This window comes from Ensifer sp. ENS09 (assembly GCF_014852425.1).
GTDB lineage: Bacteria > Pseudomonadota > Alphaproteobacteria > Rhizobiales > Rhizobiaceae > Ensifer.
Genome location: NZ_JACVBP010000004.1, coordinates 913,759 through 940,647 on the forward strand (window position 1 = coordinate 913,759; position 26,889 = coordinate 940,647).

General features: G+C 60.7%; 18 protein-coding genes, 1 pseudogene and 1 riboswitch. Of the genes and pseudogenes, 11 read left to right on the forward strand and 8 right to left on the reverse strand.

The window, feature by feature from the left end:
* Window positions 1-134 precede the first annotated feature (134 nt).
* The gene (locus tag IB267_RS24485) at window positions 135-1,388 is read right to left on the reverse strand and encodes a glycosyltransferase family 4 protein (protein ID WP_192449978.1); all 1,254 of its coding nucleotides are present in this window, start codon (window positions 1,386-1,388) and stop codon (window positions 135-137) included.
* 46 nt (window positions 1,389-1,434) lie between these two features.
* The gene (locus IB267_RS24490) at window positions 1,435-2,007 is read right to left on the reverse strand and encodes a MarR family transcriptional regulator (protein ID WP_192449979.1); all 573 of its coding nucleotides are present in this window, start codon (window positions 2,005-2,007) and stop codon (window positions 1,435-1,437) included.
* 232 nt (window positions 2,008-2,239) lie between these two features.
* Between IB267_RS24490 and IB267_RS24495 the strand changes: the two genes are divergently transcribed.
* From IB267_RS24495 to IB267_RS24535, 9 genes are all read left to right on the forward strand, one after another.
* Complete coding sequence (locus IB267_RS24495; RefSeq protein WP_192449980.1) at window positions 2,240-3,985, forward strand: type I secretion system permease/ATPase; 1,746 nt, start codon at window positions 2,240-2,242, stop codon at window positions 3,983-3,985.
* Window positions 3,982-5,400, forward strand: a complete 1,419-nt coding sequence (locus IB267_RS24500) for an HlyD family type I secretion periplasmic adaptor subunit (RefSeq protein WP_192449981.1) — start codon at window positions 3,982-3,984, stop codon at window positions 5,398-5,400. Before IB267_RS24495 ends, IB267_RS24500 begins: the two co-directional genes overlap by 4 nt.
* Window positions 5,401-5,712: 312 nt before the next feature.
* On the forward strand, window positions 5,713-6,372 hold the full coding sequence (locus IB267_RS24505; protein ID WP_192449982.1) for a calcium-binding protein: 660 nt from the start codon (window positions 5,713-5,715) through the stop codon (window positions 6,370-6,372).
* 68 nt (window positions 6,373-6,440) lie between these two features.
* A complete protein-coding gene (locus tag IB267_RS24510; RefSeq protein WP_192449983.1) occupies window positions 6,441-8,693 on the forward strand; it encodes a glycosyltransferase family 2 protein in 2,253 nt (750 codons plus the stop codon).
* Window positions 8,690-9,535: a class I SAM-dependent methyltransferase gene (locus tag IB267_RS24515; RefSeq protein WP_192449984.1), complete on the forward strand. Its 846-nt coding sequence runs from the start codon at window positions 8,690-8,692 to the stop codon at window positions 9,533-9,535. The genes IB267_RS24510 and IB267_RS24515 overlap by 4 nt, the downstream gene beginning before the upstream one ends.
* Window positions 9,532-10,791 carry a glycosyltransferase family 4 protein gene (locus tag IB267_RS24520; protein ID WP_192449985.1) on the forward strand — a complete coding sequence of 420 codons (1,260 nt, stop codon included), beginning with the start codon at window positions 9,532-9,534 and terminating at the stop codon, window positions 10,789-10,791. The genes IB267_RS24515 and IB267_RS24520 overlap by 4 nt, the downstream gene beginning before the upstream one ends.
* A 10-nt stretch (window positions 10,792-10,801) precedes the next feature.
* A complete protein-coding gene (locus IB267_RS24525; RefSeq protein WP_034798045.1) occupies window positions 10,802-11,533 on the forward strand; it encodes a hypothetical protein in 732 nt (243 codons plus the stop codon).
* A gap of 10 nt (window positions 11,534-11,543) precedes the next feature.
* Window positions 11,544-13,763, forward strand: coding sequence for a hypothetical protein (locus IB267_RS24530; protein WP_192449986.1), 2,220 nt, complete (start codon window positions 11,544-11,546; stop codon window positions 13,761-13,763).
* On the forward strand, window positions 13,760-15,061 hold the full coding sequence (locus IB267_RS24535; RefSeq protein ID WP_192449987.1) for a glycosyltransferase family 4 protein: 1,302 nt from the start codon (window positions 13,760-13,762) through the stop codon (window positions 15,059-15,061). The genes IB267_RS24530 and IB267_RS24535 overlap by 4 nt, the downstream gene beginning before the upstream one ends.
* A gap of 66 nt (window positions 15,062-15,127) precedes the next feature.
* Here IB267_RS24535 and thiD read toward each other — a convergent pair whose 3' ends face one another.
* The gene (thiD, locus tag IB267_RS24540; protein ID WP_192449988.1) at window positions 15,128-15,964 is read right to left on the reverse strand and encodes a bifunctional hydroxymethylpyrimidine kinase/phosphomethylpyrimidine kinase; all 837 of its coding nucleotides are present in this window, start codon (window positions 15,962-15,964) and stop codon (window positions 15,128-15,130) included.
* Window positions 15,965-16,081: 117 nt separating this feature from the next.
* Window positions 16,082-16,185, reverse strand: a riboswitch (TPP riboswitch).
* Window positions 16,186-16,970: 785 nt separating this feature from the next.
* Entirely contained in the window at window positions 16,971-17,195 is a 225-nt protein-coding gene (locus IB267_RS24545; RefSeq protein WP_082584667.1) for a helix-turn-helix transcriptional regulator, read from the reverse strand.
* A gap of 784 nt (window positions 17,196-17,979) precedes the next feature.
* On the opposite strand from IB267_RS24545, the pseudogene IB267_RS24550 reads away from it, so the two are divergent.
* Window positions 17,980-18,611 (forward strand): annotated as a pseudogene (locus IB267_RS24550) (ABC transporter substrate-binding protein); the annotation flags it as partial.
* A gap of 50 nt (window positions 18,612-18,661) precedes the next feature.
* Here the strand turns inward: IB267_RS24550 and IB267_RS24555 are convergent.
* The 4 genes from IB267_RS24555 to IB267_RS24570 all read right to left on the reverse strand — a co-directional run bounded on the left by IB267_RS24555 (window position 18,662) and on the right by IB267_RS24570 (window position 23,256).
* Window positions 18,662-19,177, reverse strand: coding sequence for a recombinase family protein (locus IB267_RS24555; protein ID WP_246810804.1), 516 nt, complete (start codon window positions 19,175-19,177; stop codon window positions 18,662-18,664).
* On the reverse strand, window positions 19,165-19,407 hold the full coding sequence (locus IB267_RS24560) for a hypothetical protein (RefSeq protein WP_192449989.1): 243 nt from the start codon (window positions 19,405-19,407) through the stop codon (window positions 19,165-19,167). The genes IB267_RS24555 and IB267_RS24560 overlap by 13 nt, the downstream gene beginning before the upstream one ends.
* Before the next feature lie 841 nt (window positions 19,408-20,248).
* Window positions 20,249-21,559 (reverse strand): HlyD family type I secretion periplasmic adaptor subunit, encoded by a 1,311-nt coding sequence (locus IB267_RS24565; RefSeq protein WP_246810805.1) that lies wholly within the window; start codon window positions 21,557-21,559, stop codon window positions 20,249-20,251.
* The gene (locus tag IB267_RS24570; protein ID WP_192449990.1) at window positions 21,556-23,256 is read right to left on the reverse strand and encodes a type I secretion system permease/ATPase; all 1,701 of its coding nucleotides are present in this window, start codon (window positions 23,254-23,256) and stop codon (window positions 21,556-21,558) included. Before IB267_RS24570 ends, IB267_RS24565 begins: the two co-directional genes overlap by 4 nt.
* A 1,315-nt stretch (window positions 23,257-24,571) precedes the next feature.
* Between IB267_RS24570 and IB267_RS24575 the strand changes: the two genes are divergently transcribed.
* The gene (locus IB267_RS24575) at window positions 24,572-26,509 is read left to right on the forward strand and encodes a M10 family metallopeptidase (protein WP_192449991.1); all 1,938 of its coding nucleotides are present in this window, start codon (window positions 24,572-24,574) and stop codon (window positions 26,507-26,509) included.
* The last annotated feature ends 380 nt before the right edge of the window (window positions 26,510-26,889 follow it).

Sequence of the window (26,889 nt, forward strand, 5' to 3'; positions counted from 1 at the left end):
TCTGTAGTTGAATCCGCCGATTCGAAATAAATCGGCGAATTCAACGACCTAGAGAAAGCATATCAAGGATATTTGCACTGCACAATAAGTTATATTTGCGTTTTTCGTGAAATAATACTTCGGGTTTTGAAGTATTATGCAGATGAGACCCGTAGTATTTGAGTGGATCCAAGATTCCCCATTGCCTTATCCAGCAATGTCATCTGTCGTGCAATGCAATCACCCAGGCGGAACCTTTGCTCGACGGTTCGGCGGGCGGCTGCACGCAACTCGGAATACTTCTCGGGTTGCTGCAAGGCCCCCGAGATCGCCTCGGCGAGCGCATCTGTATCGAAGAAGGGCACGAGCAGGCCGTTGCGGCCAGAGCTCAACACCTCCTGCATCGGCGCGGTGTCCGATCCGATGACGAGCGCGCCGCAGGCCATGGCCTCCAGGACCGACCACGAAAGCACGAAAGGATAGGTCAGATAGATATGGGCGGCCGAAATCTGAAACAGCTGCTTCAGGACGCCATGCGGCACCACGCCTGGAAACAGGAACCGGTCGGCCGGGATATCCAGGGACTGAAGCAGATAGTCCTTCCAGGAGCCGCCACCGGGCGGAGGGGCGCCGTAACTGACGCCGTCGCCGCCGACGAAAACGAAAAGCGCATCGGGATGGCGCTTCGCGACCTTTGCGGCCGCCTCCAACGCCTGCGGGAAGCCGCGATAGGGCTCGAGATCGCGGGCGACGAAGGTAACGATCGGCGGATCACCCGCCTTTAGCACCCGCCCGTCCGGAAGCTTCAACGATGCCGACGGGTCGGGACGGAAGACGCGGGTGTCGACGCCCTCGTGGCAGACGCCGATGCGGGTGCGATGCTCTGCCGGATAAAGGCTCCTTTGCCATTGAGTCGGGCTGAAGCCGCCATCGATCGCATCAAGCGTCAGCAGTTGCGCCATGTTGCGCAGCCGCAGCCGCTTGCGCGTATCCTGGTCGGGCTTGTCGTCGGGGGCAAAGCCGATATCGGCCCCTTCGGCGCGGTAGAAAAACTCGCAATAGCCGAGTGCCGGGACATTCGGCAGCACATCCTTGACGAAGGTCATGCCGCCCCAGCCGATGTGCCCGACGATAACGTCGGGCACCTGCCCCTGACGGGCCATGGCATCGAAGGTTTCGGCGACCCGGTGACCGATCCGGACATGATGGTCAGACACACCGAGGTGCCGTGCCATCTGCGAATTGGCCTGCGGGCCGGGTTCTGCTCTGTGGCGAATGACGCGCGTTGCCGGAATCCGCTGATCCACGGTTTCCGTCACGAGTGTCACTTCATTTCCCGTCTGCGCCAAATGAGACGCGAGAGCGGCGAACTGGCAGAAGCCGCGCCGGTGTACAAATGCTACGTGCATATTCCCTGCCTATAGCCGTTGAAAGGACAGCCTGTGCGCGGGCATCTTAGATGCCGTAGCGCGTTGCATTCCCCCAAACCAGCTCGAGCCGGTGCAGCGTTTGAAATGCGGTTTCGAGATTGCGCCGGTCCTGCTCGCCGTGGCTGAGGACACGTTCGTAGGCGCCAGCCGCCTTGCGTAAGGAATCGCAAAGTTGCTTGCCCTTCTCCGAAAGCTTAATGCGGGCCGAGCGCCGGTCGCGCTGGGAGGCGGCCCTGTCGATATACTCCCCGTCGCCCAACTGCTTCAGGTAGTAGGAAACGTTGGAGCCGACATAGTGGCCACGGTCCAAAAGCTCCGCCACCGACACTTCCGCATCGCCGATCGCCAGAAGGACCATCGCCTGTGCCGGGCCGATATCGTCGACGCCAAGCTTCGTCAGCTCGGCACGCAACAGGCCGGTAAAGCGCCGGCTGGCCCGTTCCATCATCCGTGCCAGTTCGAAGTATGTGACCACGGACGCTTCGCTCTCCTGGTCAATATTGTCATGTTCAGGGGCACTTCCAACTGCGTCATCCCCGGGGCGGATGGCAACAGCGCCGCCAAAATCTGCGAACGGATAGAGAATCCTTTGATTCATCCCTCTCTCCAACTGAGCATTACTACAACATTCAAAAATTACTTCAAATTTTGAAGCAATTTTTCGCCCCCTTTACTCCCACCGAATACGACTATCTTGAGCATTCCACCATTATTGTGTCACACTTATCACGGCAACACTGTGATTTAAGTGATAACAAACAAAATAGCTTCCTCAAGACCCCAACGAACTTATCCAGAAAATCGCCACGCGTGACAGCAAACGAGGCAATATGATTAGCAAGAACCAAATTGGGCCAAAGAAGGCGCAAAATGGAGCAAACGATCCGCGGCTGCTTATTTTGAAGGCGCGCCGCGTGTTCGTTTTGGCACTTATTTATGCAGCCCTGCTGAGTGCTTGCATCGGCATATTGCAGCTCTCGACACCACTCTACATGATGCAAGTTCATGACCGCGTGTTGAACAGTCAGAGCATGGACACGCTGACCATGCTGACGATTCTCGTCATCGGCGCGCTCGTGATCTACGGCGTGCTCGAATATATCAGGGCTTTGACGTTCCAGGCGATGGGTAGTGCAGTCGTGCGCTGGCTGAACCTGCCTGTGCTGACCGCCGCCGTTCAGGCGGCCGCCGATCAAGGGCTGACCCGGGCGACCCAGTCGCTGCGGGACCTGGCTGAATTGCGCAGCTTCCTCACGACGTCTGCCGTCAGCGCCCCGCTCGATGCCGCCTGGTCGCCGATCTTTCTCGGGGTGCTTTTTGCGCTGCACCCGATGTTCGGCCTTCTTGGCGCCATTTCCATTGCCCTGCTCGTATGCTGTGGATTGCTGACTGATTTGCTGACTCGCCGGCTGATGAAAGAGGCCAATCAAGCCAATATCGAGGCCGTTTCGAAAATTGGTTCAAGCTTGCGCCATGCCGAAGCGATCGAAGCGATGGGCATGCTGCCAGCACTCGCCCGCCGCTGGCGCACCGCACAGCTGCACGCGCTCGACGCTTTGGAGACCAGCGGAAGCCGCAGCAAGGCGATGGCTTCGATCACCCGTTCGCTGCGTTTCATGATCCAGGCGGCCGCACTGGCAACAGGCTCTATCCTCGTGATGAAACAGGAGATTTCCCCTGGCGCGATGATGGCGACGACCATCCTCGTCGGACGCCTGCTCGCCCCGTTTGATTCGATGATCGAGAACTGGCGTCAGTGGGTGCTCGCCATTGCAAGCTGGCGCCGGATAGAGACTGCGCTGAACCAGGATCTGGCCGTACGCCAGACCATGCCGCAGCCGCGCACGCAGGGCGATCTTGTTGTGGATAAGCTCGTTTATGCGGCGCCCGGCCTGGATGTGCCGATCATCAAGGGCGTTTCCTTCTCGCTGTCGCCCGGCGAAGTTCTCGGCATCGTCGGCCCCTCGGCGGCGGGCAAGTCGACACTGGCCCGGCTCCTCGTCGGAATTCAAAAGCCGACCACCGGCGGCGTCTTCCTCGACGGCAACAATGTCTATCTGTGGGAACGCGCTTCCTTTGGACAGATGACCGGCTACCTGCCGCAGTCCGTTTCGCTGCTCGAAGGAACCATCCGCGACAACATCGCGCGCATGGAGGAAGGCGAACCCCAAAAAGTGCTCGAGGCGGCTCGGCTTGCTGACGTGCACGACATGATCGGACGGCTGCCGCTTGGCTACGACACCCCGGTCGGCGATGGACACCTGACGCTTTCGGGCGGCCAGCGCCAGCGCATCGCCCTTGCCCGCTGCCTTTACGACCATCCTCGCCTGATCGTTCTCGACGAGCCGAACGCCAATCTCGACGCCATCGGCGAGCGCGCATTGATCCGCGCGATCGAGCGGGCACGCAACGAGGGTGCGATCGTCATCATGATCGCCCACCGGCCGACGATCATGCAGGCCGCCGACAAGCTGCTCGTTCTTGAAAACGGGCGCATCACCCAGTTTGGCCCGCGCACAGACGTGGTCGCATCCATGACACCCGGCGAGCCGAGACGGGAAGGCGTATCCGCATGACGAACAAACAGAACCTGCCAGCCTCTCGCGAGGCACGCACACTCGTGACCAAGGACGACCGCGCGAACCTGCCCGCGATCCCTGAGCGGCCCCACCCGCTGCACGGGCTGGATGCGGACGCCGAAGGAAGCGCCACCGCGCCGCTGCGCGGCGTGGTCCTTGCCGGCTTGACGACGATCCTCGTCGCCTTTGGTGGCTTCTTCGGCTGGGCGTTTTCAACGGAACTCAGCAGCGCGTCGGTCGCAAGCGGCACGATCGTGGTCGATTCGAAGCGCAAGACCGTCAGCCACTTCGAAGGCGGCATCCTCGACCGCCTCCTCGTCCAGGAAGGCGATCGCGTCACGCTCGGCCAGCCCCTGGTCAAGCTTGCCGACACCCGCGCCCGATCCGACCTTGAGGCACTGCAAAGCCGCCGCCTTGGTCTGATCGCAAAGCTTGCCCGCCTCAGGGCGGAGCAGACGGAAGCCGCGCAGATAGATTTCCCCGACGAGTTGATGGGCACCGCGGAAGCCGCTGCCGACGACGCGGTGAAGGCCGAGACAAACTTCTTCGACCGCCGGCGCGAAGCGAAAGCCGGGCGGCTCGAGGTTCAGGGCAAGACCATCGAAGAGTACTCGGAAAGGGCCAAGTCGCTGGCCGAGCAGATCAGAGCAACCGACCGCCAGATCGAACTGATCACTGAGCAGCGCACCGCGATCGCGACGCTGGTTGCAAAGGAATTTGCCCAGCGCTCCAAGCTGATCGAGATTGATGCCAAGCTCAGCGAACTTGCCGCTTCGCGCGGTGAGCTTGCCGGCAACAAGGCCCAGGCCGAAAAGGCCGAAGCCGGCGCGGAACTCGGGCTGACCGGTATCGAGAACGAATTCCAGTCGGAGATCGCCGGCGAAATCACGACGGCCCGCCTCGAACTTGCAGATGTGGGACAGCGGCTCGTCTCGGCCAAGGACGTCTTGAGCCGCCTCGAAATCCGCTCGCCACAGACCGGCATCGTCACCAACATTCAGTTGCGCACACCGGGCAGCGCGGTCTCTGCCGGCCAGCCGTTGCTCGACATCGTCCCCGAGGACGAGCCGCTTCTCGTCGAGATGCATGTCGGCACCCGAGACATCGATAGCATCGGCATCGGCTCAAAGACGCAGATCCGGCTGACCGCCTACAACCAGCGCTCGCACCTGCCGCTCGACGGCGAAATCAGCTACGTCGCGGCCGACCAATCGGTCGATGACAAGTCGAACGTTTCCTACTACGTGGCGCGCGCCCGCATTGCGCCGGCGTCGCTCACCGCCAACCCGGACATCCGCCTCTATCCCGGCATGCCTGCGGAAGTGCTGATCGTACACAAGCCGCGCTCGGCGATCGATTACATGGTCTCGCCGATTGCAGAGAGCCTCAATCGATCCTTCCGCGAAGACTGATCCAGAGGGGTCCAACACCGTCTCCGCCGGCGAAATTCAATTTCGCCGGCAATTTGTTTCTAATTTTGAATTTATTTCTAAGTAATAACAAATCTATCACCCCTTAGATCTCAGGGATAATCATCAAACTGATACAAGATATACATCGTAGGTAGCAGGCAATAATACAGTACATCTGATTTTATTTCTTTTTTGCTGTTGCCATATGTTTTTTTGCAGTGCAATGTCGCCGCGCTCGCCACCGGTTTGAGACCGGGGATGAGCGCAAGCAACAACCAAGATGACGTAAGCAACAACTAAGAGGAGTAGCATATGGCCACGTTGGAAGGCGGCGCGTATGATGACGCCCTTTTTGGCTCACGCTTCGACGACTTCATCCATGCCCGCGCTGGCGATGACTTCGTGAACGGAGGCAATGGCGACGACACCATTTTCGGCGACGAAGGTGATGACATGCTGTTCGGCGGTAACGGAAGCGATACCCTGTTCGGCGGCTGGGGTGACGATGTTCTCCATGGCGACAACGGCAACGACGTTCTGTTCGGCGGCCAGGGTGATGACCTGCTTTACGGCGACAACGGGAACGACATTCTCATTGGCGGCGGCGGCAGCGACCTGCTGATGGGCGGCCGAGGCAGCGACATCCTGTTCGGTGGTGCCGACAACGACATCATCAACGGCGGCCAGGGCGACGACGTCATGACCGGCGGGGAAGGCAGCGACGTGTTCGTGTTCGACGGCGGCGGCGGCAACGACGTCATCCTCGACTTCACGCCCGGCGAAGACCTTCTGCAGATTTCCAAGGACATCAACGGCCTCGACATTTCGTCGCCGGAAGATCTGGCATCGCGCGTCACCCAGGTTGGTGGCAACGTGGTCATCGACTTCGGCCATGGCGATACGCTGACGCTCGTCAATGCGGACGCCGACGATATCCAGGCGAACCCGAACCACTACTTCACGATCCATTGAGATTGACTGGTGCGCCCCACTTCCTCCCGTGGGGCGCGCCTTCCCTTTTCGTCCTTCAGGAGTAGCGCGTGACGGCAGACGACCGTATCAGAAGCTTCGGCCTCGACTTCACAAGCGCCGCAGCATTCAGGCTCGGCTTCGACGTTGCTGTGCTAATCTGGGACGCACCTGCCGAACTCTCGGCAAAGACCAAATACGTCCTTTCCGCGTCGCGTTCGCTCGTACCTCTCGTCAGCATGGCGCTTCCGCGCGCCCAAGGGGGCCAGCGGATCTTCTGGGCGATGCGCCCCGGAAACGAGCGCGAGCTCGCCGAAATCGCGGCGGACGGCGATGTTCTGCAGACGGTGGTCCTGGAACCGACCGCCAAGCTCCCCTTCCTCGATCTGGCGGCCCAGCTTTCCGACCTCCAGCCCGAAGGTCGTCTCAAATTTCTCAACAATCTGCTGACGGTCTGGCGAAGCGCGTTTCGTCTGTCGCGCGACGAGTTTTTTATCGGGCTCGTCGATGACGTGATCCACGCCCTGAACCTTGGGCAGCGCCCCGCAACCATCGCCTGTCGTCTCGCGCATGGGCGCTATCTGGCAGAGACGACCGTCAACGCCGAACTCGGCGACATCAACGCGATCTATGCGCTCGGCGCCGAAGCAATCTTGCCGCTGCCGCAGCCATTCGCCGTAACCGGCCGAACCGAGCGCGGCCAGCGCCGCTGCCATTTCGTTCTTGAATCGCCGCGCGCGCCCCAGGCGCTCTCACTCATCATCATGGGAAAGCGCGGTATCGCCGTGCGCGAGCTTTCGCCGCGCGGCTCCCGCTATCCCAACCTCCAGCAATGGTGGCCCGAGCACGGCGCGGCGGCGGGCTTGCGCGAGTTCGTCGTCCGGTCCCTGAGCGAGGTTCCGGAAAGCGGCACGGCTCTTGCGATCGACCTGCAGCTTCGCTCCGCGCTGCCGGCAAGACAGGCGGGCAAGTCCGCTCTCCATCCGGGTGCCGAGATCGACCTCGCCCTTGCCATGTCGGAAGGCCTGCTCGTCGGCGGCTGGACACGCGACGCAAACGGCGTCCTTGCCGGCATCGACTATCTCCAGGAAGACGGCACGGCCTTGCCGCTCGATGGCAACTGGTATGAATTTCCGGGCTGGGCCCGCGGCGCCGAGGACGGCTCCAAGACGGACGTGACCGGTTTTGTCAGTTGGCTGCCGATGGGCGAACCGCTTGGCCCCCTTCTCCAGCCGCGCTTCCAGTTGCGGTTGGCGTCCGGCGCAGTCAAGCCGCTGGTGCCAAAACCGCAACCCTTCGATCCTGCAACGCAACGCAACCGCATCCTGCGTGCCGTTCCGCCCCAGCACGCCAACGATCAGGCATTCCGCACCATCCTTGCGCCGGCGCTGAGAGACGTGGAGCAGCGGCTTGGCAAGACGATCAGGGTCGACCAGACCAAGGACTTCGGCCCGATGATGGCCGCGCCTCTCATCTCGATCGTCGTTCCGCTCTACCGCGTGCTCGACTTCCTGCGCTTCCAGCTGTCGGGACTTGCGACCGACCCTTTCGTCGCGGCCAACGCCGAGATCATCTACGTGCTCGATTCCCCGGAGATCCACGACGAGACGGAACACCTGCTCGGTGGTTTCCATCTGCTTCACGGGCTTTCGATGAAGCTCGTGGTGATGAACCGCAACGGCGGCTATGCCCGCGCCTGCAATGCCGGCGCACGCTTTGCCCGCGGTTCTGTTATCGTCATGCTCAACTCCGACGTCGTGCCATGTGGGGCCGGCTGGCTGGAAAAGCTTGCGCTGCCAGTGCTGAAGGAAAAGTCGATCGGCGCCATCGGCCCGAAACTACTGTTCGAGGACGGCTCGCTGCAGCATGCGGGCCTCTATTTTGCCCGCAACAAGCAGGACATCTGGCTTAATCACCATTTCTACAAGGGCATGCCGGGCGCCTATGCGCCGGCGCAGGAAATGCGCAACGTGCCCGGCGTCACCGGCGCCTGCCAGGTGATGCGCAAGGAGGTGTGGGACCTCGTCGGCGGCTATGCCGAGGACTTCGTGATCGGCGACTACGAGGACAGCGATCTCTGCCTCAAGATCCGGCGAGCCGGCTTCGATATCGTCTATGAGCCGGCAGCCTGTCTTTACCATCTGGAGCGGCGCTCGATCAGCCGCAGCCAGGATTACACGCGCGGCGTCGCCAGCCAGTACAATGCATGGCTGCATACCGAGCGCTGGAACCAAGACATTACCACCCTGATGCCATCCTACCTCGGCGCCGAAGAGGCGGCAGCGCCGAGCACTCGTAAGCCTGCCGCCAGGAGCGCCGCATGAACCAGCCCGTACTTCGCCACGCAGACAACCTGCAGCCGGCCTGGCAACAGAACGAAGACCGCATCGAAGGCATGCTTCAGACGGTTCTCACCAATCGTTTCCTGCCGCAGCCGGACCAAAACAGCGTCTTCGTCGGAGATGGCAACTACCGGGCTGTCGGCGTGGAGTTTCTCGGCCACTTCATCCGCATGGGCGGATTACAGCCGAAAAGCAGCGTGCTCGACATCGGCAGCGGCATCGGCCGCATGGCCGTTCCGCTGACGCAATATCTCGATAGCGATCACGGGCGCTATGTCGGTATCGACCCGGTGGAAGGCGGCGTCACCTGGTGCCGTCAATCCGTCACGCCGGTCTATCCGAATTTCACCTTCCAGCATGTCGACATCGCCCACGAACTCTACAACCCATCAGGCAGGATCAACGGCAAGGCGCTGAAGCTGCCTTACCCGGATCGCCAGTTCGACTTCGCCATCATGACGTCGATCGTCACCCATCTGCCGCCGGACGAAGTGCTCGTCTATTTCAGCGAGATCAACCGGATGCTGAAGCCCGGCGGACGGCTTTTCGTTACCGCCTTCGTGGTCGACAGCATCGCCGCGAAGGACGAACACGGCCGGCGGGATCCCCGTCTTGCCTTCGTTCGTAGTGGCGACGGCCCCTGCTGGTTCGTGCCCGGTCTTCCGCCGCTTGCCGCCGTCGGTTTCGACGACGGCTTCCTCGACCGGGCGCTGGAGCGAGCAGGTTTCACGACGGTCCTGAAATCGCTCGGTCACTGGCGGGGCCAAAGTGCCGGTCACTACCAGGATGTCTTCGTCGCCGAACGCCGGAGTGTGAGCGGATGAAGAAGCGCATTCTGGTCGCCGCGCACAATCATCCGGCGCTTCACCCCGGCGGCACGGAGATTTTCGCGCACGACCTTTTCCGTGCCTATCAGCGGGCCGGTCACGAGGCGCTCTTCCTCGGCGCCACCAACCAGACCCACCGCCAGGTGCGGCCCGGCACGAGTTTTCAGGCGATCGGCCCCGAGGGCGACGAGGTGCTGTTGTGGTCCGGCCATTTCGATCGCTTCTTCATGAGCCAGATCGACCTCTATGGCGTCGTGCCCGACCTTACCGAGCTTTTGCGCGATTTCCGGCCGGACGTGGTTCACATCCACCACCTGCTGCTGCTTGGCGCCGAGTTTCCGCACATCGTCCGCCGCACCCTGCCCGACTGCCGGATCGTAATGACACTGCACGACTACTATCCGCTTTGCCATCACGACGGGCTTATGGTGCGCACCAGCGGCAAGGAGCTTTGTCACAAGTCGAGCCCCGACCGTTGCCATAGCTGTTTCAAGGACATTCCGCTCGATCGTTTCGTGTTGCGCGAGCAGCATCTGAAAGCGTTGCTCAGAACCGTCGATCGCTTCATCTCGCCGAGCCAGTTTCTGAGGCAACGTTTCATCGACTGGGGTCTGAACGGCGACCAAATCGACGTGATTGCCAACGGCCTGCCGCCACGAGACCCGCCGCGCAAGGGCCAGCCGGAGAACGATCGGCCGGTCTTCGGCTATTTCGGCAATCTCAATCCCTGGAAAGGCACGTCCGTGCTTCTCGAGGCTGCGCGGCAGCTGATCGACGAGGGCCTGCGTTTTGAGCTGCGGGTGCACGGGGGCGCGCCCTTCCAGGCCGACAGTTTCAAGGACGAGATCGCCCGCCTCTTCAAGAAGACGGCGCCTTCCGTCCAACAGCGCGGCGCCTACAGGCGCGAAGACATCGGCGACCTTATTGCCGCAGTCGATTGCACCATCGTGCCTTCGATCTGGTGGGAGAACGCACCGCTGGTCATCGACGAGGCGCAGTCCCAGCGCAAACCGGTGATCGCCAGCAATATCGGCGGGATGGCCGAAATGGTGCAGGACGGCGTCAACGGCATCACCGTCTCGCCAAACGATCCGCGTGCATTGGCTGCCGCCATGCGCCGCATGGCGGAAAGCCCTGACCTTCGGCGCCGCCTTTCGGCCAATGCCCGCAAGCCCAACGATATCGATACCACTGCCCGGCGCTATCTCACGCTCATCGACGCGATCGAGCCCCGAGAAACCGTCGCCGCCTAGAGGGAAGACCATGTCTGTAGCAGCCGACAAACCGGACGTCGCACCGGAGCAGAACAATGCAAAGCCGCTGAAGGGCCGCGTGGACGCGATCGACCAGGGCCGCGTCTTCGGCTGGGCCTTTGACCCGGAAACCCCGGAAAAGCGGCTTGCCATTCGCGTGCTTCTCGACGGCAAGGTGATCGCCGAGGCGCTCGCCGACCGCAACCGGCCCGATCTCAAGCGCAACGGCATTGGCGACGGCAACCACGCGTTTGAAATCGCGTTGCCCGAGATGGCGAGCGCGCGTAGCGGCGAACTCGTTGTGCTTGCGGCGACCGGCAAAGGCGGCGAACTGCCGCTTCGTGTTCCCAAGCCCGACGAACAAGCCGCTGAGGCGCTGATTGCGGCGCCACTTGCAAAAGTGCTCGACAAGCTCGACGTGCTGATGGCAGCACAACGGCAATTGCAGGTCTCGCAGCGTTCCGCCCTGCGGTCGAAAGTTGACGACGGCGATGAAGCCGAAAGCCCCGGACTTGCAGCAATCAGCGACGATGTCGCGAACCTCCGCGGAGAAATCACCCAGCGACTGACCGATCTCGACGTCCACCTGATGCGGCTCGACGGTGTAATCGCGGGCATGGAAAAGAGCCTCAACGCACTGAAGCAGCGCTCGAACGGCGATTTGAAGCCCGCGTTTCTGCTACTCTTCGTGCTTGCGGGCTTTGCGGCAGGCGCGATCCTTTCCGTCTTCCTTCGGACCTGAGGCCCATCTCATGCCCAGTACGGAACTCAGCCTTTCCGCAAGCCCTGCACCGCTTGGCCGTATTGCGCGCGGTGGACGCATTATGGCCTGCCCGATCGACGAAACAATACTTCTCGTTATCGGTACCGGTGGCCCGATGGCCGATCAGTTGCCGGTCGAGATCAATGAAGATGCGTCAAGCCAGGTCATGGCGTCGGTCGTCGGCTGGCGGCTGGCAGCGCCCCAGGCTTCCGCCACACATGGCTTTGCCGCGCTGTTGCTGCTCGATGGCTCTGATCGTCTGCCGACGACCCTGCGCTTCGGCACGGCGGGTAACGGCAAGCGCTACATGGTCGCGCCACGCGCCGCTTCGATTGGTGAAGTCACGGCGATGCTGAAGGATTTCGCCGGTCCGCAACTGGTACACGTGCTCGGTCGCCTGGTCGACGTGCTGATCAAACCGCCGCATGCCGATCAACGGCTCGCGGCCATCACGACCCTGCTTAAAACCGGAGCGGCGAGCGACGGATACATCGAACTGCTCGGCGAGGGGCATGACGGGACCATCGCCCTGAAAGGATGGGCGCGCGACCTGCCCGCCGGCGTCTGCCGGGCGATCGTCAAGGGTGACGATACCGTCCTTGCCGATTGCAACGTCGCCATTTTCCAGCGCAACGACGCCCCTGACGGTGCGGCTGGCTTCGTCGGCCTGCTGTCCGCAAACGATCTGCCCCGAGCGCGCGACATCAAGGGCATATTCTATCGCGGCCGTGGCGCTTGGCGTTATGCCGGGCTCCACGAACGCCGGGTGGTGACCGGTCCGCTCGAGACACCCGGCCATATCCGCGCGATGCTGCTCCAGAGCCAGAGCTCGCCGCAGGTCATGCTTCGCCTGCGCGATGCCGCGAGCGGATACGATGGCACCGAGACGATCTCGAGCCTTCCGGTTCCTGTCCGCCTTGGCGTGGATGCACTCTACCAGGGTGAGGATGGTGCCTTCCTGATTTCGGGCTGGATTTTAGACCCCGATGGGCATGTTGAAAGCGCGCGACTTTGCCAACAGGGCGGCGGAGCGCGGCTGGACGCAGCCTGGACCCGCACCGAACGGTCCGACGTCGAAGAGGCCTTCGTCGATCGGCCGGAATTCAAAAGCGCGATTTCCGGCCATCGCCGGTCCCATGGCTTCATCGTTCAAGTCGAGCCGCTTGGTGGCGAGGCAGAAGGGCCAGTTCACCTCGAACTCACCCTTGGCGATGCCCGCCGCGCCTACATGCCACTTTTCCCCGTGCGGCTGCCGGCTCGCGCCGCCGCCTTGCGGCTGCTTGGCTCGATCGATCCGACAAGCTGGGCCCTGCCCGATATTATCGACCGGCAGATCGTCCCTTTCCTGACGGCGGCGCGCAGCACCGCACCGACCATCGAGACCGTTGTCGACATGGGCCCCTTCGACCAGGCTGAGGGTACCGCCATCCTTCTTATCGCCGGAGAAACCGAAACGGATTTCGCACCGCTTTTGGGGCTGCTCGCGCTTGATCCCCAAACGCGTCGTGCGCCGATCGCGCTCGTGCTCCAGTCCGAGCGGTTCCGAAGGCACGCGGTCCACATCCGTCAACTCTCCGAATTCTATCGTTTGCCGCTGCGGCTCATTTCCGTCGAAGGCGCCGACGATGCATGTGACCTGGCGCAAGCGGCCGCCGAAAGCGTAAACAGCGACGCGGTCGTTCTGATTTCCGCGTCGCTGACGCCAGCCAATGCCGGGTGGTACCAGGCACTCGTTGCCGCCTACGAGGCAAACACGGGAAGCATCATTTCGCCAACCCTTGCCTATGAAGATCACTCTATCCGCTGGGCCGGCAGCACGTCGCTCGATCGCCCCGACCATCTGCAATCGAGCCGCTACGCCGGCTATCCCGTCGGCGCCGTCAATCGCCTCAAGCTGACGCGGGTCGCAGCCGCATCGCTCGATTGCTGCATCCTGCCGCGTGAAGCGCTTATGGAGGACGCAGGCCTGTCGCCGACCTATCTCGGCGCGGCGCTGAAGGGCCTCGACCTCGCCCTTCGCCTCAGCGGAAAGGGCTACGAAGCCTACTGGCTTCCTTCCCTGCAGATGGTGGGATCCGACGAGGTGCCCGGAGCAGGCTCTGCCGCCACCGCGCGCTTCGTGGAACGCGTCGATCGGACGCTGTTCCGCGCCCGATGGACGCCCGCCTCCGAAACCGCAAAGACAATCTTTGAAGGGGCTGGCGCATGAGCGAAAAACTCCGCGTACTCGTGGTCTCCCATGGCCACCCAACCCACTCCCTTGGCGGAGCGGAAATTGCCTCGCATGGCCTTCACAAGGCGCTTAACGGCCTGCCCGGTGTGGAATCGATCTACCTCGCCCGCGTCGGCAATCCGGTTCCGCGCCATGGCGCGTCCGCGCTGATGAGCCTGCGTCTCGCCATGGACGAAGTGCTCTACCACGCCGAAGACTTCGACCATTTCTTCCTCTCCAACGGCGATACGGACGCGATCCGCCGCGACCTCTTGCGCTTCGTCGGTGACATCAAGCCGGACGTAATTCACTTCCATCATATTCTCGGCTTCGGCCTGGAAGCGCTCTATGCCGTTCGTGATGCCCTGCCCAACGCACGCATCGTCGTGACGTTCCATGAGTATCTGCCGATCTGCCACAATCACGGGCAAATGGTGAAACGCCCCTCGGGCCAGCTTTGCAACGGCGCCTCACCGATCAGCTGCCACACGTGCTTCCCCGAAATCCCGGTGTCGCGCTTCGTTCGCCGCGAACAGTTCGTGCGCGGCATGCTCAATCTCGCCGATGCCTTCATCGCGCCCAGCGCCTTTCTCGCCAACCGCTATGTCGAATGGGGGCTCGAAGCCGCAAAAATCTTCGTGATCGAGAACGGCATCGTCATGGGCGACAAGGCGCCGGCCCGCGAATTGCCATCGCCGACGGCGCGACGCAACCGCTTTGCCTATTTCGGGCAGATGACGCCATTCAAGGGCGTTCACGTGTTGATCGACGCCGTATCGCGTGTGCCCGATGACGTGTGGGGCGACGATTCCTCGCTGATGATTTTTGGCGGCAACCTCGAGCGCCAGCCGAAAGACTATCAGGAGAAGGTGGCCAAACTGATCGAAGACGCCGGTCGCCGTGTGCGCTTCTACGGCGCCTACCAGAACCAGGACATGCCGCGGCTGATGCGATCGGTCGATTGGGTGGTGATGCCCTCGGTCTGGTGGGAGAATTCTCCCGTCGTCATCCAGGAAGCATTGCATCACGGCCGGCCGATCCTCTGCTCCGACATCGGCGGCATGGCCGAAAAGGTTCGCGACCGGCTGGATGGCTATCACTTCCGCGCCGGCAGCGCCCAGGATCTGGCCGACCGGCTGATCGACGTGTTGGCCGCCCCGCGGGCATGGGACAATCTGCGTGCGACACTTCGGCGACCGACGAGCCACGTCGATTGCGCGCGCGAACATGTGGCGCTCTATCGCAAGATGCTCAAGGGCGAGCAATCGGCCCTGCCAAGCGCTGCAGTGGCCTGAGATGCAATGAACGCCATGCTACTGCGCATAGCCATATCTAGTCATTCGTCCGAGGCGGCCGTCTGCTTAGGCCCCGTCCGAAGACGCTGTGCTCTGGTTGCGGCTGTCGCCCCACCAATGATGAAAATGATGCACCGGCCCCCGCCCCTGTCCGATAGTCAGACGATCGGCAGCGACCACCGCGTCATGCAAGTAGGCCTTGGCGGCGACGACCGCATGGTCAATCGGCTTGCCCTTGGCAAGCCCCGCGGCGATTGCCGCAGAGAGCGTGCACCCGGTGCCATGATCATTGCTGCTTTCGATCCGCGGTCGCGACAGGTTGAGGACGTCCCCCTGACCAAAGAGAACGTCGGTCGCGTCCTTGCCCTTGCCATGCCCGCCCTTCATCAGCACCGAACGCGCACCGAGTTTCAGAAGCATCTCGGCCTGGCGTGCGATCTCGGTCTCGGTTTCAGCGATCGCCCGTCCGGTCAACAGCGCCGCCTCGGGCAGGTTCGGCGTCAGAATGAGTGCCAGCGGCAGCAACTCCTCCTTGAGCGTCGCGATCGCGTCCCGGCGCATCAGGTGATCGCCGGAGGTTGCCACCATCACCGGGTCGATGACAGCCAGCCGGTCGTAGCGCTTAAGACCAGCCGCGATCACCGCGATCGTCTCGCGCCGCGAGACCATGCCTATTTTCACCGCTCCCACGGCGAGATCCGAAAATACCGCGTCGATCTGAGCCGCAACGACGGTCGGGGAGATATCCTCCACCGCAGAGACCCCACGGGTATTCTGCGCCGTGACCGCGGTGATCACGCTTGCGCCATAAACTCCGAGCGCCGAGAACGTCTTCAGATCCGCCTGGATGCCGGCCCCGCCGCCGGAATCCGAACCTGCGATGGTAACGGCGATCGCGGTCATCGCCCCACCTGCATGAGCCTTGAGCCTTTTTGGATTGAGTCAAAAACAGACACGAGCAAAGCGACCTCCCGGACATGGACGGAGATCCGGTCGGTAAGCGCAAAGACAGCTGGTGAGCAGAAGGGCCCTCGCCGTTCCTACGCCGGTATGATCCGGATCAGGTTCAAGGGTCTGGCTCACCGCCATCTCAGCACTGTGACAGTGCACCCCTCGGCGGGAGGGATGCTAGGGTAGCGTGGGCCGGGGTGTCAACCGTTGGAACCCTGTCACAGGCAAGCCAGTTCGAGGCGCAATCCTCACTGTTGAAGAAGCTTCCTAAAATGAAGGTCCTATGGGCTTTCGAGCACAAGGGGCCTTCCGTCTGAGCGTTCGACTTCACAGGCGAAGGTATTGATGACACAGGCTGTGAAAATTCATAGTGCCCTCACGCGATTGTGCACGGTTAGCGTGCCTCGATTCCGGACTTTCGGTCGCGTTGGGTCAACAATCGCTTAAAGGTGGAATAGCCCTCCAACTCCGGTCAGCATCATTGCTTCCAGAGCGTTGCGGATCAAACGTGAGTTCGATGAAGGAGTCGCTGATATCAGTATTCCTCTTCCGCTCGTCGAATATGGACAGTCCCACACTGGCTGCATTCGCCAGCTCTGCGCGAACCTCGGCTCCAGTTAAGATTGGCGAGGGTCTTCCTTTCAAGAGTTGTCTCTTTGGTAGCCGGATCAAACGCCATCAACGGAAGATCCCGAGCTCGACTTCTTGAAACAAACGCCGACGCTGCCCCCATTTTCAGGGATGAATTCGATACCGGGACCTTCCAACACGTGCCGTATGGCCTTCAAGTTCGCGAATGTTAGGGATGCAGCTCCATCTTCAGTTTCTGCTCGGCCTACGGTGGCGACTCCGATATCAGTTGCCTTGGCGAGCCCTTTAGCGCTCCACGCACAGGAGCGGCGCGTATTTGTGCGCCTGTGAAGCGCATCGCATGCAGAAGAGCCAGTAATCCACCTACTTAAGATGACCGTTTGAAGCGGATGCCTACGCCGCCACCATTTGCCGGAATAATCTCAATTCCTGCCTTCTCCAACGCCGCTACGATGCTTGCGAGGTTGTTGACGATCGGTACGTGAGCTCCCCTTTCAAAATCGGCGATAGTCTGGCGAGACACGTTTGCTGCCTTGGCGAGCTCTGCCTGGCTCCAGCCCAACATTGCCCGTGCTCCACGGCACTGCTCCATCGTAAGAAGTAAGTTACTCAAGGCAAACTTTCTGATTGACCTCCGACATATTGTAGGAAGAATGACCCGGCGATCGAACAGGTGCGGTAACACCTGTTCGATCTGACCAAAACCAAGCTATAGGGAGCTCGGATCATGGCTGATTCCGACAATAGCAGAACTTTGCCTACCGTCACGCGAGGAGATTTTCATTCCTCGGTGCCGGCGTGTTTACCCACATATCCGCACGTTGCGGCCCATCGAAAGTCAGGGTTTAGCGGTTGCACCAATGACCCTGCGGTCGCAGCCTGGCAGCATTGGCGTGCCGCCTGGACTCGCCTGAGCGAATCGACCCACCATCAGCAACAGCTCGAGATCGCCCTGTTCTCAGGCGAGCCGTCGTCTTCAGCTGAGCGCGATGGACGCAGCGCCTACAATGACGCGCTCGAGGACGAGGACCGCGCAGCGCTGGCGGAGGAATTAGCCGCCCAAGCGTTGTGGCCGGTTCCTGTGACGTCGCTCCCGGCGTCATCGCCAAACTCGACGCGATCGTGAACCGCGGCCAGCCTTCGTCGACCTGTGTGGACGAACCCTGGCCGCAAATCCGTACCGTCTTGGCTGATTTGCTCAAAATCGACACGGCAGCTGAACCCTCGCCACGCCTCAGCGACTGAAGGTGTTCGCCGCATCGCAAGCGGCGCGCTCGCAGCCCGCCGCCGGCATTTAAGCAATCTCCGAATGACCCCGCGCCGGAGCCCCTTCGGCACGAGCCTCTGACTCTGTCAAAAACAAAAGGGAATTGCACATGAAACTGGGAAGACCTTTTCGTAAGCGCCTGTTGCCGGCGTTTCTCCTGTCCGTCTCGCTCGGCTCGTCGTTGTCTGTGCCCGCCGGGGCGCAGGAAGCGGGCGAAGTGCGCATCGCCACCTCCTACAAGCTGATGACGCTCGATCCGCACTACGCCAACCTCAACGAGAACACCTCGCTGCTCTCCCATATCTATGAGCGACTGGTGTATCAGGACGAGGGTCTCGAGCTTAAACCAGGGCTTGCTGCCTCCTGGCACGCACTTCCTCGACGCAATGGGAGTTCAAGCTCCGCGATGGCGTCCGGTTTCATGACGGCTCCGTCTTCGATGCCGAGGATGTTGTCTATTCGATCGAGCGCATCCGGGATTTCCTGAAGCCCCCGAGCGGTGGCTTTCGTTCGTCTGTCAGCGGCATCAAGGCGGTTTCTGCACCCGATCCGCTGACGGTGGTCATCGAGACCAACGGTGCCGCCGGCGAAAGCTTGAAGCTTACCCGCAACGACGGCTATTGGGGCGGCAAGCCCGCCTGGCTGACGGTCGGCTTCCGGGTGATAGAGAACCCGGCCGCTCGGGTGGCTGCCCTTAGCACTGGTGAGGTTGACGTCGCCCGTTCCTTCCCCAGCCAGGAAAAATCACCGGAAAACTCTAACCAACATCGGTCCAGTTTGAAGGGTTCAGATCACCTGATCGTCTCAGCGACATGTTCATCCGGATCAATTTCGATTTTGCCGACCTCACTCCAGCAGAGACCCGGAGGATGCATGAAGCGGAACTCCCCGCTTTTCGCTTTTGAGTCACGTGCGGCGATGCCGCGCTGACGCATTAAGCTCAGCTCGTATTCCGACATCGTGCCCTTCAGCCCAGGCAGCAGACGATCATTGACGAGCCGCGGATCGTAGGCGCCATCCGGATCGATCACCAGCGTTCCAGCCAGTGCGCAGAGGTCGATGAGATGATGCCAGTCCCGCCCATTGCGAGCTAGGCGGGGCGCTTCGATGCAATAGACTGCTCCGACATTGCCGGAGCAAACCAGGGCCAGAAGCCGTTCAAATCCCGGCCGTTCCGTGCTGCCTGAGCCAGAGCGGCCGAGGTCGTCATCGATTACAGTTACCGATGCAAAGCCGGCCGCTGCGGCGGCTGCAGCCAGATCATACTGCCGGCGCTGGCTTTCGAGATTGCCTGTCACTTGCGCCATGGTTGACTGACGGACGTAGACCACAGCGACGCGGCAGAGATGGTCAGACGTGGATCTTTGTTTTCATCTGCGCCTCCCGTCTTCGCCGCCCTGTTCACCTCCAAAGCTTCCAGCAGAAGATCCGCCAGCGCTTCCACTAACCCTTTGACGTTCTTGAGCGGAACCTGAAGATTTTGACGCTCCAGCTGTAGGACGAGCTGGTCGCGATTTTGATGTCGCCTGCTTCGCATCACCCTTCTCCTTCTTCCTCGAAGGACGGGATCTTGCGCCTCTTGCCCGAGTCGCGCCGAATGTTGCTAAGGCGGCGGCCAATTCATTAAGACCAGCGATGCTGATCTCGGGTGGTCCAAGTCTCGTCTCGCCGCAATAGCTCTCGTCGAACATCCAGTTCGGCAACTCACGGGAAAGATCGGGCCTCTCGTCCGTATAGATCGACATCAGGCTCTTGCCGCGCCGATATGGCGAGACCTGCACCTTTCTCCCGAACAGGGGATGCCAAGGATATGCGATCGTCGCAAAACGAAAACCGTATGCAGAATGTTGATAATTGGGCCCGTTGGCTCGGAAGACAGAAAGCGCACCGTTGAACGGATCGGCGCCAGCACCCCGTACCAGCGACAACAAACTGTCCGGCCCCCTGCGGAAGTAGATCGGGTGGCTCGCAAGAAAGACTTTCACGCGCGCCGGTATCATGCCGACCGCACCGCTCGGATGACCCGCTGCAAATGCGCCTCGTCGATATCTGCGCCGGCGCGCACGACAACCCTTCCGATGAGGATTTCAACGACGGGGCTCGCACCGGTCCCTGAGCTCTGCTTGACTTCATTCGCCCCAATCTGGCCAGGCTCGCCAGCCTCCAGGAGCTCGCGACGGCATGATACCGATCCGCCGCGCGATCGCCGAGATGTTCACTCCCGGCTTGCAAGCTTCTTCTACCGCGCCAGCCTCAAACTCGTCCGATCAGAAACGCCGCAAATGTCGAGGGGAACCCTCAGGCGATCGGGTACCCGCGCCAGCTCAGCCCGCCGTGTCGAGCGCCCCAACTTCGCAGAGGAATCATGCCACCTAGCTCTATTCCTCGCGCATCGCTCGATGCATCTGATCTGAGAATGGCTTAATAAGATAAGACAAAGCTGTCCGCTCACCAGTCTGGATGAACGTTTCCACCGGCATGCCAGCGTGTAACGTCAGCCCTCTCAGGCGTTCGAGTTCCGGCTTCGAGATCTTGATGCGGACGCTGTACCAGGTCTCGCCGGTTTGCGGATTACTGCTATGATTGGCGCCGATCGTGCTAATGGTGCCGCCGATCTCCGGCGTCGTGCGTTGATTGAACGCGGAAAACCGCAGGACCACGGTTTGGCCGGTGTGGAGTTGGTCGATGTCGGCCGGTTGCACTTTGGCCTCGACTATCAGGCTGTCATTGACCGGCACGACCTGCATGATCGTCTCCCCAGGCGCAATGACGCCGCCAACCGTGTGTACGGCCAGCTCGTGAACGATGCCGTCCTGTGGCGCCAGAAGATCGACGCGTTTCAGCTGTTCCTGAGCGGCGATCTGTTGCTCGATGAGTTCTGCCAGCTTGTTGTCGACATCACGCAGTTCGGTCAGCGCTTCGGAGCGGCGATCCTGGTCAAGCTGCAAAATCTGCAGTTCAGTCTCCGTCCGACGGGTGGCAATGCGTGCGATCTCGGCGGTGAGCTGTCCGCGCTCGCCAGAATGCTGCGCACGCATTCGCTGCAGCTCTGCCAGGCGCGAGAACGGCATTAACCCCTTGTCGTGCAGGGTCGATATGCCGGCGACCTCCTGTTCAATCAGCCTCAGTTCATCGTCCTTCGCCGACCGGCGTGCGGTCAGGCCGTCGGTTTCCTGCTGCAACTGTCCGATGCGCTGCTGCAGCTGTGCTTTTTGGCCATCGATCGTTTCCCGGCGGGCAACGAACAGCGCGCGTTCGGACTGTACATAGTCGGCGATCTCGGGCTGGTAGAGGCGCTTGTTCAGCTCCTCCGGGACCACGACCTCCGCCGCATTGTCGCGCTCGGCCGTCAACCGCATCGAACGGGCGACCAGCTGGTCGATCTGCTTGCTCACCATCGCCAGGTTGGCGCGGGTCACGGTGTCGTCGAGGCGGACCAATAGCTCGCCGGCACTCACCTGGCTGCCATCGCGCACCCGGATCTCGGCGACGATACCGCCTTCCCTATGCTGGATGCGCTTGACGTTGCCTTCGACGACAACGGTTCCCATGCCGACGACGGCGCCCGACAGCTTGCTGGTCGCAGCCCAACCACCAGCACCAACAACGAGAACCGCAATCGACACACCGCTGATCAGCATGTAGTGCCGGATCGCGCGCGATGCCTTGCTTGTCTCAGCCGTCATCATGCTCTCTCCGGAACGGCGCGCACAGTGGTCTTGCGCAGGACTTCGTCGCGTGGACCGACCGCAACCATGCGACCCTTTGTCATAACCAGCACCTGGTCGACCGCGGCCAGCGCATTGGGGCGATGGGCAATGACTATCACGATCGAGCCGCCCTCGCGCGCCGCGATAATGGCGCTGGTCAGCCCGACTTCGCCCTCGGCATCGAGACTGGCGTTCGGCTCGTCGAGCACGATCAAGAACGGTTTGCCATAGAGCGCGCGCGCAAGGCCGATCCGCTGGCGCTGACCGGCCGAAAGGATTGCTCCTGCAACACCGATGCGGGTGTCGTAACCATCCGGCATGGAGAGGACCAGCTCATGTACGCCAGCTTGCGTGGCCGCCTCGATGATTGCCGCCGGTTCGGCACTATCGGCAAAGCGGCTGATGTTCTCGGCGATCGTGCCGTTGAATAGTTCGACACCTTGCGGCAGATAGCCAATCGCGGCGCCGATTGCTTCGGGCTCAAAATTGTTCAGTTCGGCGCCATCAAGGCGGATGGTCCCACGGGCCGGCGGCCAGACCCCGACGAGTGCTCTCGCGAGCGCCGACTTTCCCGATCCGCTCGGGCCGATGATGCCGAGCCCCTGTCCGGCGGATAGCTGGAAAGAGATGTCGCGCACGAGCGGCGCGATCGTGCCGGGCGCCAGAACAGCGAGACCCGACACATCGAGCCTGCGCTTCGGCGCAGGCAGCGGCATCGGCTGACTGCCTTCCGCAAACGTGCCAAGGATGTCCTCGAGCCGGCGACGCGCCTGACGGGCGTTCACGAAGCCACGCCACTGACCGATCGCCTGTTCGATCGGGGCAAGCGCCCGCGACGTCAGGATCGAGGCTGCGATCATCGCGCCGGGTGAGGCAAGCTGGTAGATCGCCAGCCAGGCGCCGAGCGCCAACACGGCCGATTGCAACGCCAGACGAAAAATCTTCGATGTCGTGCCGAAACTGCTGGTCGCGTCGTTCGTGCGTCGCTGCACGTCCACATAGTCCGCATTGGCTGTGTGCCATTTCGCTGAATAGGCACCTGTCATGCCCATTGCGCGGAGCGCCTCGGCATTGCGGCGCCCAGCCTCGATGAATTCCGCCCTCATGGACGCCAACTGGGCCAGACGCTGCATCGGCGCACGCAGGACAAATTCGCTGATCAGCGTAAGAGCGATCAGGAACACGACGCCGGCCACCGCCAGCCAACCGAGATACGCATGGAACAGAAACAGGATCGCCATATAGATGGGAAGCCACGGCATGTCGCAAATCGCGATCGGGCCCTGGCCGCTCATGAACTGTCGGATCTGGTCGAGATCGTGCAGCGGTTGGGAAATAGCCTCCCTCTTCGACATGCGAAGGGGCAACTTCAGCACTGCCTCGAAGGTCGGGCCACCGAGCTGCTCTTCGAGCCTCTGCCCGATCTGGGTGAGGATTCGGGCGCGAATAACCTCTAGATGCCCGAGAAACGCATATAGACCGAGCGCCAGCACCGAGAGAGCCACCAGCGTCGGCACGCTGCGACTTGCCAGCACCCGGTCATAGACTTGCATCATGAAAAGAGGCCCGGTCAGCATCAGAAGATTGGTAGCGGCGCTCAGCGCCGCCACGCCAAAGAAGGCCCGCCGAGTTGAACGCAAGGCGGCAGCGACTAGTGGTCGTCGCCGATCAAACATACTAGATGCCACGCGTCACACCCTGTTCACACATCGTTGAAGTTGTCGGTCTGACAGCATGGATTTCTCTTAAATAATGTGAGAAGAATTGACCAGCTGCCCAAGGGAGAACAGCTCAGTGATTGGCTTCCTGTGATGAAGCAAAACCCTCGAAAAGCAATGTAGGACGGCGCATTTCGCTTACTTACTAAGATTTATTAGGCGTGAAAGGCCGGTGTGCCAAGAGCGAATGTTGCGGAACGTACCCTCACGGTTTGCGAATAAACGAAAATACATGCGAACCTACGTCAACGTGCGCGCAATGCAGACATCGAGGCGCACCGCAGTGACCGGCCACGACCAGTTCGAGGGCACGCCGCCGCTAGAACGCGGGTGTCGCGATCGTGTAGGTCGAAGGTGTGGTCGTTCTCGACGGCCCGGCTAGACATTGGGCTCTTACAGAGCGCACAGCCAGCCGCGGAGCTAGCGACGCAAGGATCGACGCGGCGCTGCATCGGATCTGCCTGCGACGCTGGCTGTGATGCTTTCCTCGCGGTTTTAGCCATGCCACATTGACGAATGGCACCGCGGTAGAGTCGCAAGCGTTTTAGCGAAAGCTTGAGGATAGCCTGGTGCGCTCTACTACGGATTAGAGAAGGTCCGTCATGGCAAAACATCCGAGATATCTATCCCCGAAATGCACGGGCTCATATCCGGATCAAGATCTCGATTGTCAGATGGCGATGGAAGACGTTTTCCAATCGGTCGCTGAATATGGTGAAGCCGCCGGCTGACCGAAAGCGAAGTCGCCGACGCGCTGATTGAACTGGCCCATAACCGCTGCTTCATGCTCGACTCCAAAGATCGCATGTTTGAAGAGGCCGTCGGCGTGTGATTCGCAAGGCAAAACCCGCTCACTCCGCTGCCGAACGAGATGATGGCGACGGTCACCCTGCACACCGAAGCCTATAAGCGTCGGATTTGACGAGAGCCGGAAGTCCCGAACCTGATGAAGCCCTCCCCCTCCCGGCTAACTTGATAACCACGTGGAAGATCGCAGCAAGGTCGGATCTCCGAAGAACGATAGCGCCGATATCTTCGATTTTTACCAGCCTTGCCAAGTGCGAGCGGAGCGAAACAAGAGCCGAGTTGTTGAACTAACATTGAAGCAACTGTCTGTAGGGTTGCAGGAATCTATTGGAAATTCGATTGACACCCACTCGACTTTCGCGGGAATTCGTGGTCATGCTCCCGCAACAGATTAGACGCTATGTGCACGTGCATGCACACAAACCAAGAGTCGCGCGTCGACCTTAGGACTGCCAGCGAGGAATGCATGCCACTAACACAGTCTATAGTTTTCTCCCACGACGCCTACATTCGAGGTATCCTGGGCATCGAGCAATGGGCAGTGCAAAGCCTCACCTTCAGCTTCCCAACGAGCGGTTCCTTCTACGAGAGCTTTTACGGAAGCGGTGAGCCCGTAAATGGCTTTGCCCCGCTCAACTCGGCACAGATGACCGCAGCGCGCGCGGCCTTCACTGAGTTTTCATCAGTGACCAATCTGATGTTCACTGAAATTACCGAAAGCACGACCCATCACGCCGATCTGCGGCTCGCGCAATCCAGCCTCCCAGAAACTGCTTGGGCTTACTTTCCATCGGACGGGGGTGAAGCCGGCGACGCTTGGTTTGGCACCAATTACGGCGACTATACGGCTCCTGCGAAGGGCAACTACGCATATGTAACATTTTTGCACGAGCTTGGGCACGCCCTCGGCCTCGACCATGCGCACGAGGGTATGTTGATGCCGACTTCTCGTGATACGATGGAATACACGGTGATGAGCTACAGCTCATACGAAGGCGCGTCACCGTACGACGGGTACACGAACGAATCATGGGGCTTCGCGCAATCGCTGATGATGTACGACATCGCGGCGTTGCAGCACATGTACGGGGCTGACTATAGCACGCAAAGCGGCAACACGATTTACTCCTGGAGCGCCACGACCGGGGAAATGTTTATCAATGGCTTGGGCCAAGGCGCACCCGGCGCAAACCGCGTCCTCCTCACCGTCTGGGACGGCGGCGGCGTTGATACCTACGACTACTCAAATTACACGACGGGCGTGAATGTAGACCTTCAGCCGGGCGGTTGGACGAGAACCTCGAGCTCGCAGTTAGTGGATCTCCACATTGATGGCACGAAGAAGGCGATCGGCAATATCGCCAATGCGTTGCTTCACAACAACGATACGCGCTCGCTTATAGAGAACGCGATCGGTGGAAATGGGAACGACACTTTCAATGGCAACGTCCTGGATAACATCCTTGTCGGTGGCGGCGGCCATGATACACTAAGAGGAAGTGGCGGTTCAGATACGCTGCTTGGCGGGGAAGGTTGGGATGCTGCCGGCTTCGACTTCAGCCTGCTCGATATCAAATTCGCCTATCGCGGCGGCGCGATGGTGATTGAACACAAAGGCGCACTTGATCGTCTCCTTTCAATCGAGATGCTGGAATTCTCGGATGACATCGTGACCCAGGACGACGGTAATCCACTCGTTGACGACATGTTCTACCTCACCCAAAACAATGACGTCTATCGTGCCTCGATGGAGGCGGAGGATCATTATTACCAAATTGGTTGGCAACAGGGCCGCGATCCCAACGGCTTCTTCGATACCTCGGCCTATCTTGAAACATATCGAGACGTTGCCGCTGTCGGCATGAATCCTCTGGAGCACTACGCGCTATATGGCTGGAAGGAAGGGCGAGATCCGTCGAGTGTCTTTGACACAAATGACTATCTACGACTGAATCCCGATGTCGCGGCAGCCGGGATCACCCCCCTCGCCCACTATCTTTCGTATGGTATCTACGAGGGCCGCAAGATCGATGCTGGCATCGTTCTTGTCGACGACATGTTCTATTTCAGGAACTACAGGGATGTGGCGGCGAGCAGTTACGATCCCGAGGAGCATTACGCGCGGTTCGGCTGGCATGAAGGCCGCGATCCCAATGCCTTTTTCGATACCTCAGACTACCTCGCCAAATACACCGACGTTGCAGCAGCAGGCATGAACCCTTTGGAGCATTACAAGAATTACGGCTGGCACGAAGGACGTGATCCGTCGAAGATTTTCGATAGTGTGGGCTATCTCGAACTCAACCCAGACGTCGCCGCGGCTGGCATGAATCCTCTTGAGCACTACCTAAACTATGGCATTCACGAAGGGCGAAGCTACTTCAACGATGGCCTGCTCGGCTAGGCCACGTGACAAACTGCATTGCAGAGTTCTCGGGCGTTTATAAACGACTAAGTGGCCTTGCCCGTGAGCTGGCCGTTATCAACAATGACGATCAATCCATCCCATCTGCGCGCTCCGTCTTCTGACCGATGAGGGAGAGTTGCTCGGTCAGCCGCCTTTCCTGTCTGACAGCAAGGCGTTCCTATGGCTCGATCGCGGATGTCATCATCGACCTGTAAAGCTCGGCGATCTGGATCCCCGAAGAAGGTCATGATGTCAATCAGCGTCCAAAATTCACCCCTTATCGGCATCCAATTTTGACCCCCTGGTGATGTAGATCAGCGCTTGGCCTGCCCGGCGCTGGCCGGGGATGCAGAGGGTAGGCCAAGTGCGGGTGATGG

Excerpts from the sequence above, each read along its gene's own strand:
- IB267_RS24485 (WP_192449978.1), bottom strand. The coding sequence starts at position 1,388 with ATGCACGTAGCATTTGTACACCGGCGCGGCTTCTGCCAGTTCGCCGCT.
- IB267_RS24490 (WP_192449979.1), bottom strand. The coding sequence starts at position 2,007 with ATGAATCAAAGGATTCTCTATCCGTTCGCAGATTTTGGCGGCGCTGTT.
- IB267_RS24495 (WP_192449980.1), top strand. The coding sequence starts at position 2,240 with ATGATTAGCAAGAACCAAATTGGGCCAAAGAAGGCGCAAAATGGAGCA.
- IB267_RS24500 (WP_192449981.1), top strand. The coding sequence starts at position 3,982 with ATGACGAACAAACAGAACCTGCCAGCCTCTCGCGAGGCACGCACACTC.
- IB267_RS24505 (WP_192449982.1), top strand. The coding sequence starts at position 5,713 with ATGGCCACGTTGGAAGGCGGCGCGTATGATGACGCCCTTTTTGGCTCA.
- IB267_RS24515 (WP_192449984.1), top strand. The coding sequence starts at position 8,690 with ATGAACCAGCCCGTACTTCGCCACGCAGACAACCTGCAGCCGGCCTGG.
- IB267_RS24520 (WP_192449985.1), top strand. The coding sequence starts at position 9,532 with ATGAAGAAGCGCATTCTGGTCGCCGCGCACAATCATCCGGCGCTTCAC.
- IB267_RS24525 (WP_034798045.1), top strand. The coding sequence starts at position 10,802 with ATGTCTGTAGCAGCCGACAAACCGGACGTCGCACCGGAGCAGAACAAT.
- IB267_RS24530 (WP_192449986.1), top strand. The coding sequence starts at position 11,544 with ATGCCCAGTACGGAACTCAGCCTTTCCGCAAGCCCTGCACCGCTTGGC.
- IB267_RS24535 (WP_192449987.1), top strand. The coding sequence starts at position 13,760 with ATGAGCGAAAAACTCCGCGTACTCGTGGTCTCCCATGGCCACCCAACC.
- thiD (WP_192449988.1), bottom strand. The coding sequence starts at position 15,964 with ATGACCGCGATCGCCGTTACCATCGCAGGTTCGGATTCCGGCGGCGGG.
- IB267_RS24545 (WP_082584667.1), bottom strand. The coding sequence starts at position 17,195 with ATGGAGCAGTGCCGTGGAGCACGGGCAATGTTGGGCTGGAGCCAGGCA.
- IB267_RS24555 (WP_246810804.1), bottom strand. The coding sequence starts at position 19,177 with ATGGCGCAAGTGACAGGCAATCTCGAAAGCCAGCGCCGGCAGTATGAT.
- IB267_RS24560 (WP_192449989.1), bottom strand. The coding sequence starts at position 19,407 with ATGCGAAGCAGGCGACATCAAAATCGCGACCAGCTCGTCCTACAGCTG.
- IB267_RS24565 (WP_246810805.1), bottom strand. The coding sequence starts at position 21,559 with ATGATGACGGCTGAGACAAGCAAGGCATCGCGCGCGATCCGGCACTAC.
- IB267_RS24570 (WP_192449990.1), bottom strand. The coding sequence starts at position 23,256 with ATGTTTGATCGGCGACGACCACTAGTCGCTGCCGCCTTGCGTTCAACT.
- IB267_RS24575 (WP_192449991.1), top strand. The coding sequence starts at position 24,572 with ATGCCACTAACACAGTCTATAGTTTTCTCCCACGACGCCTACATTCGA.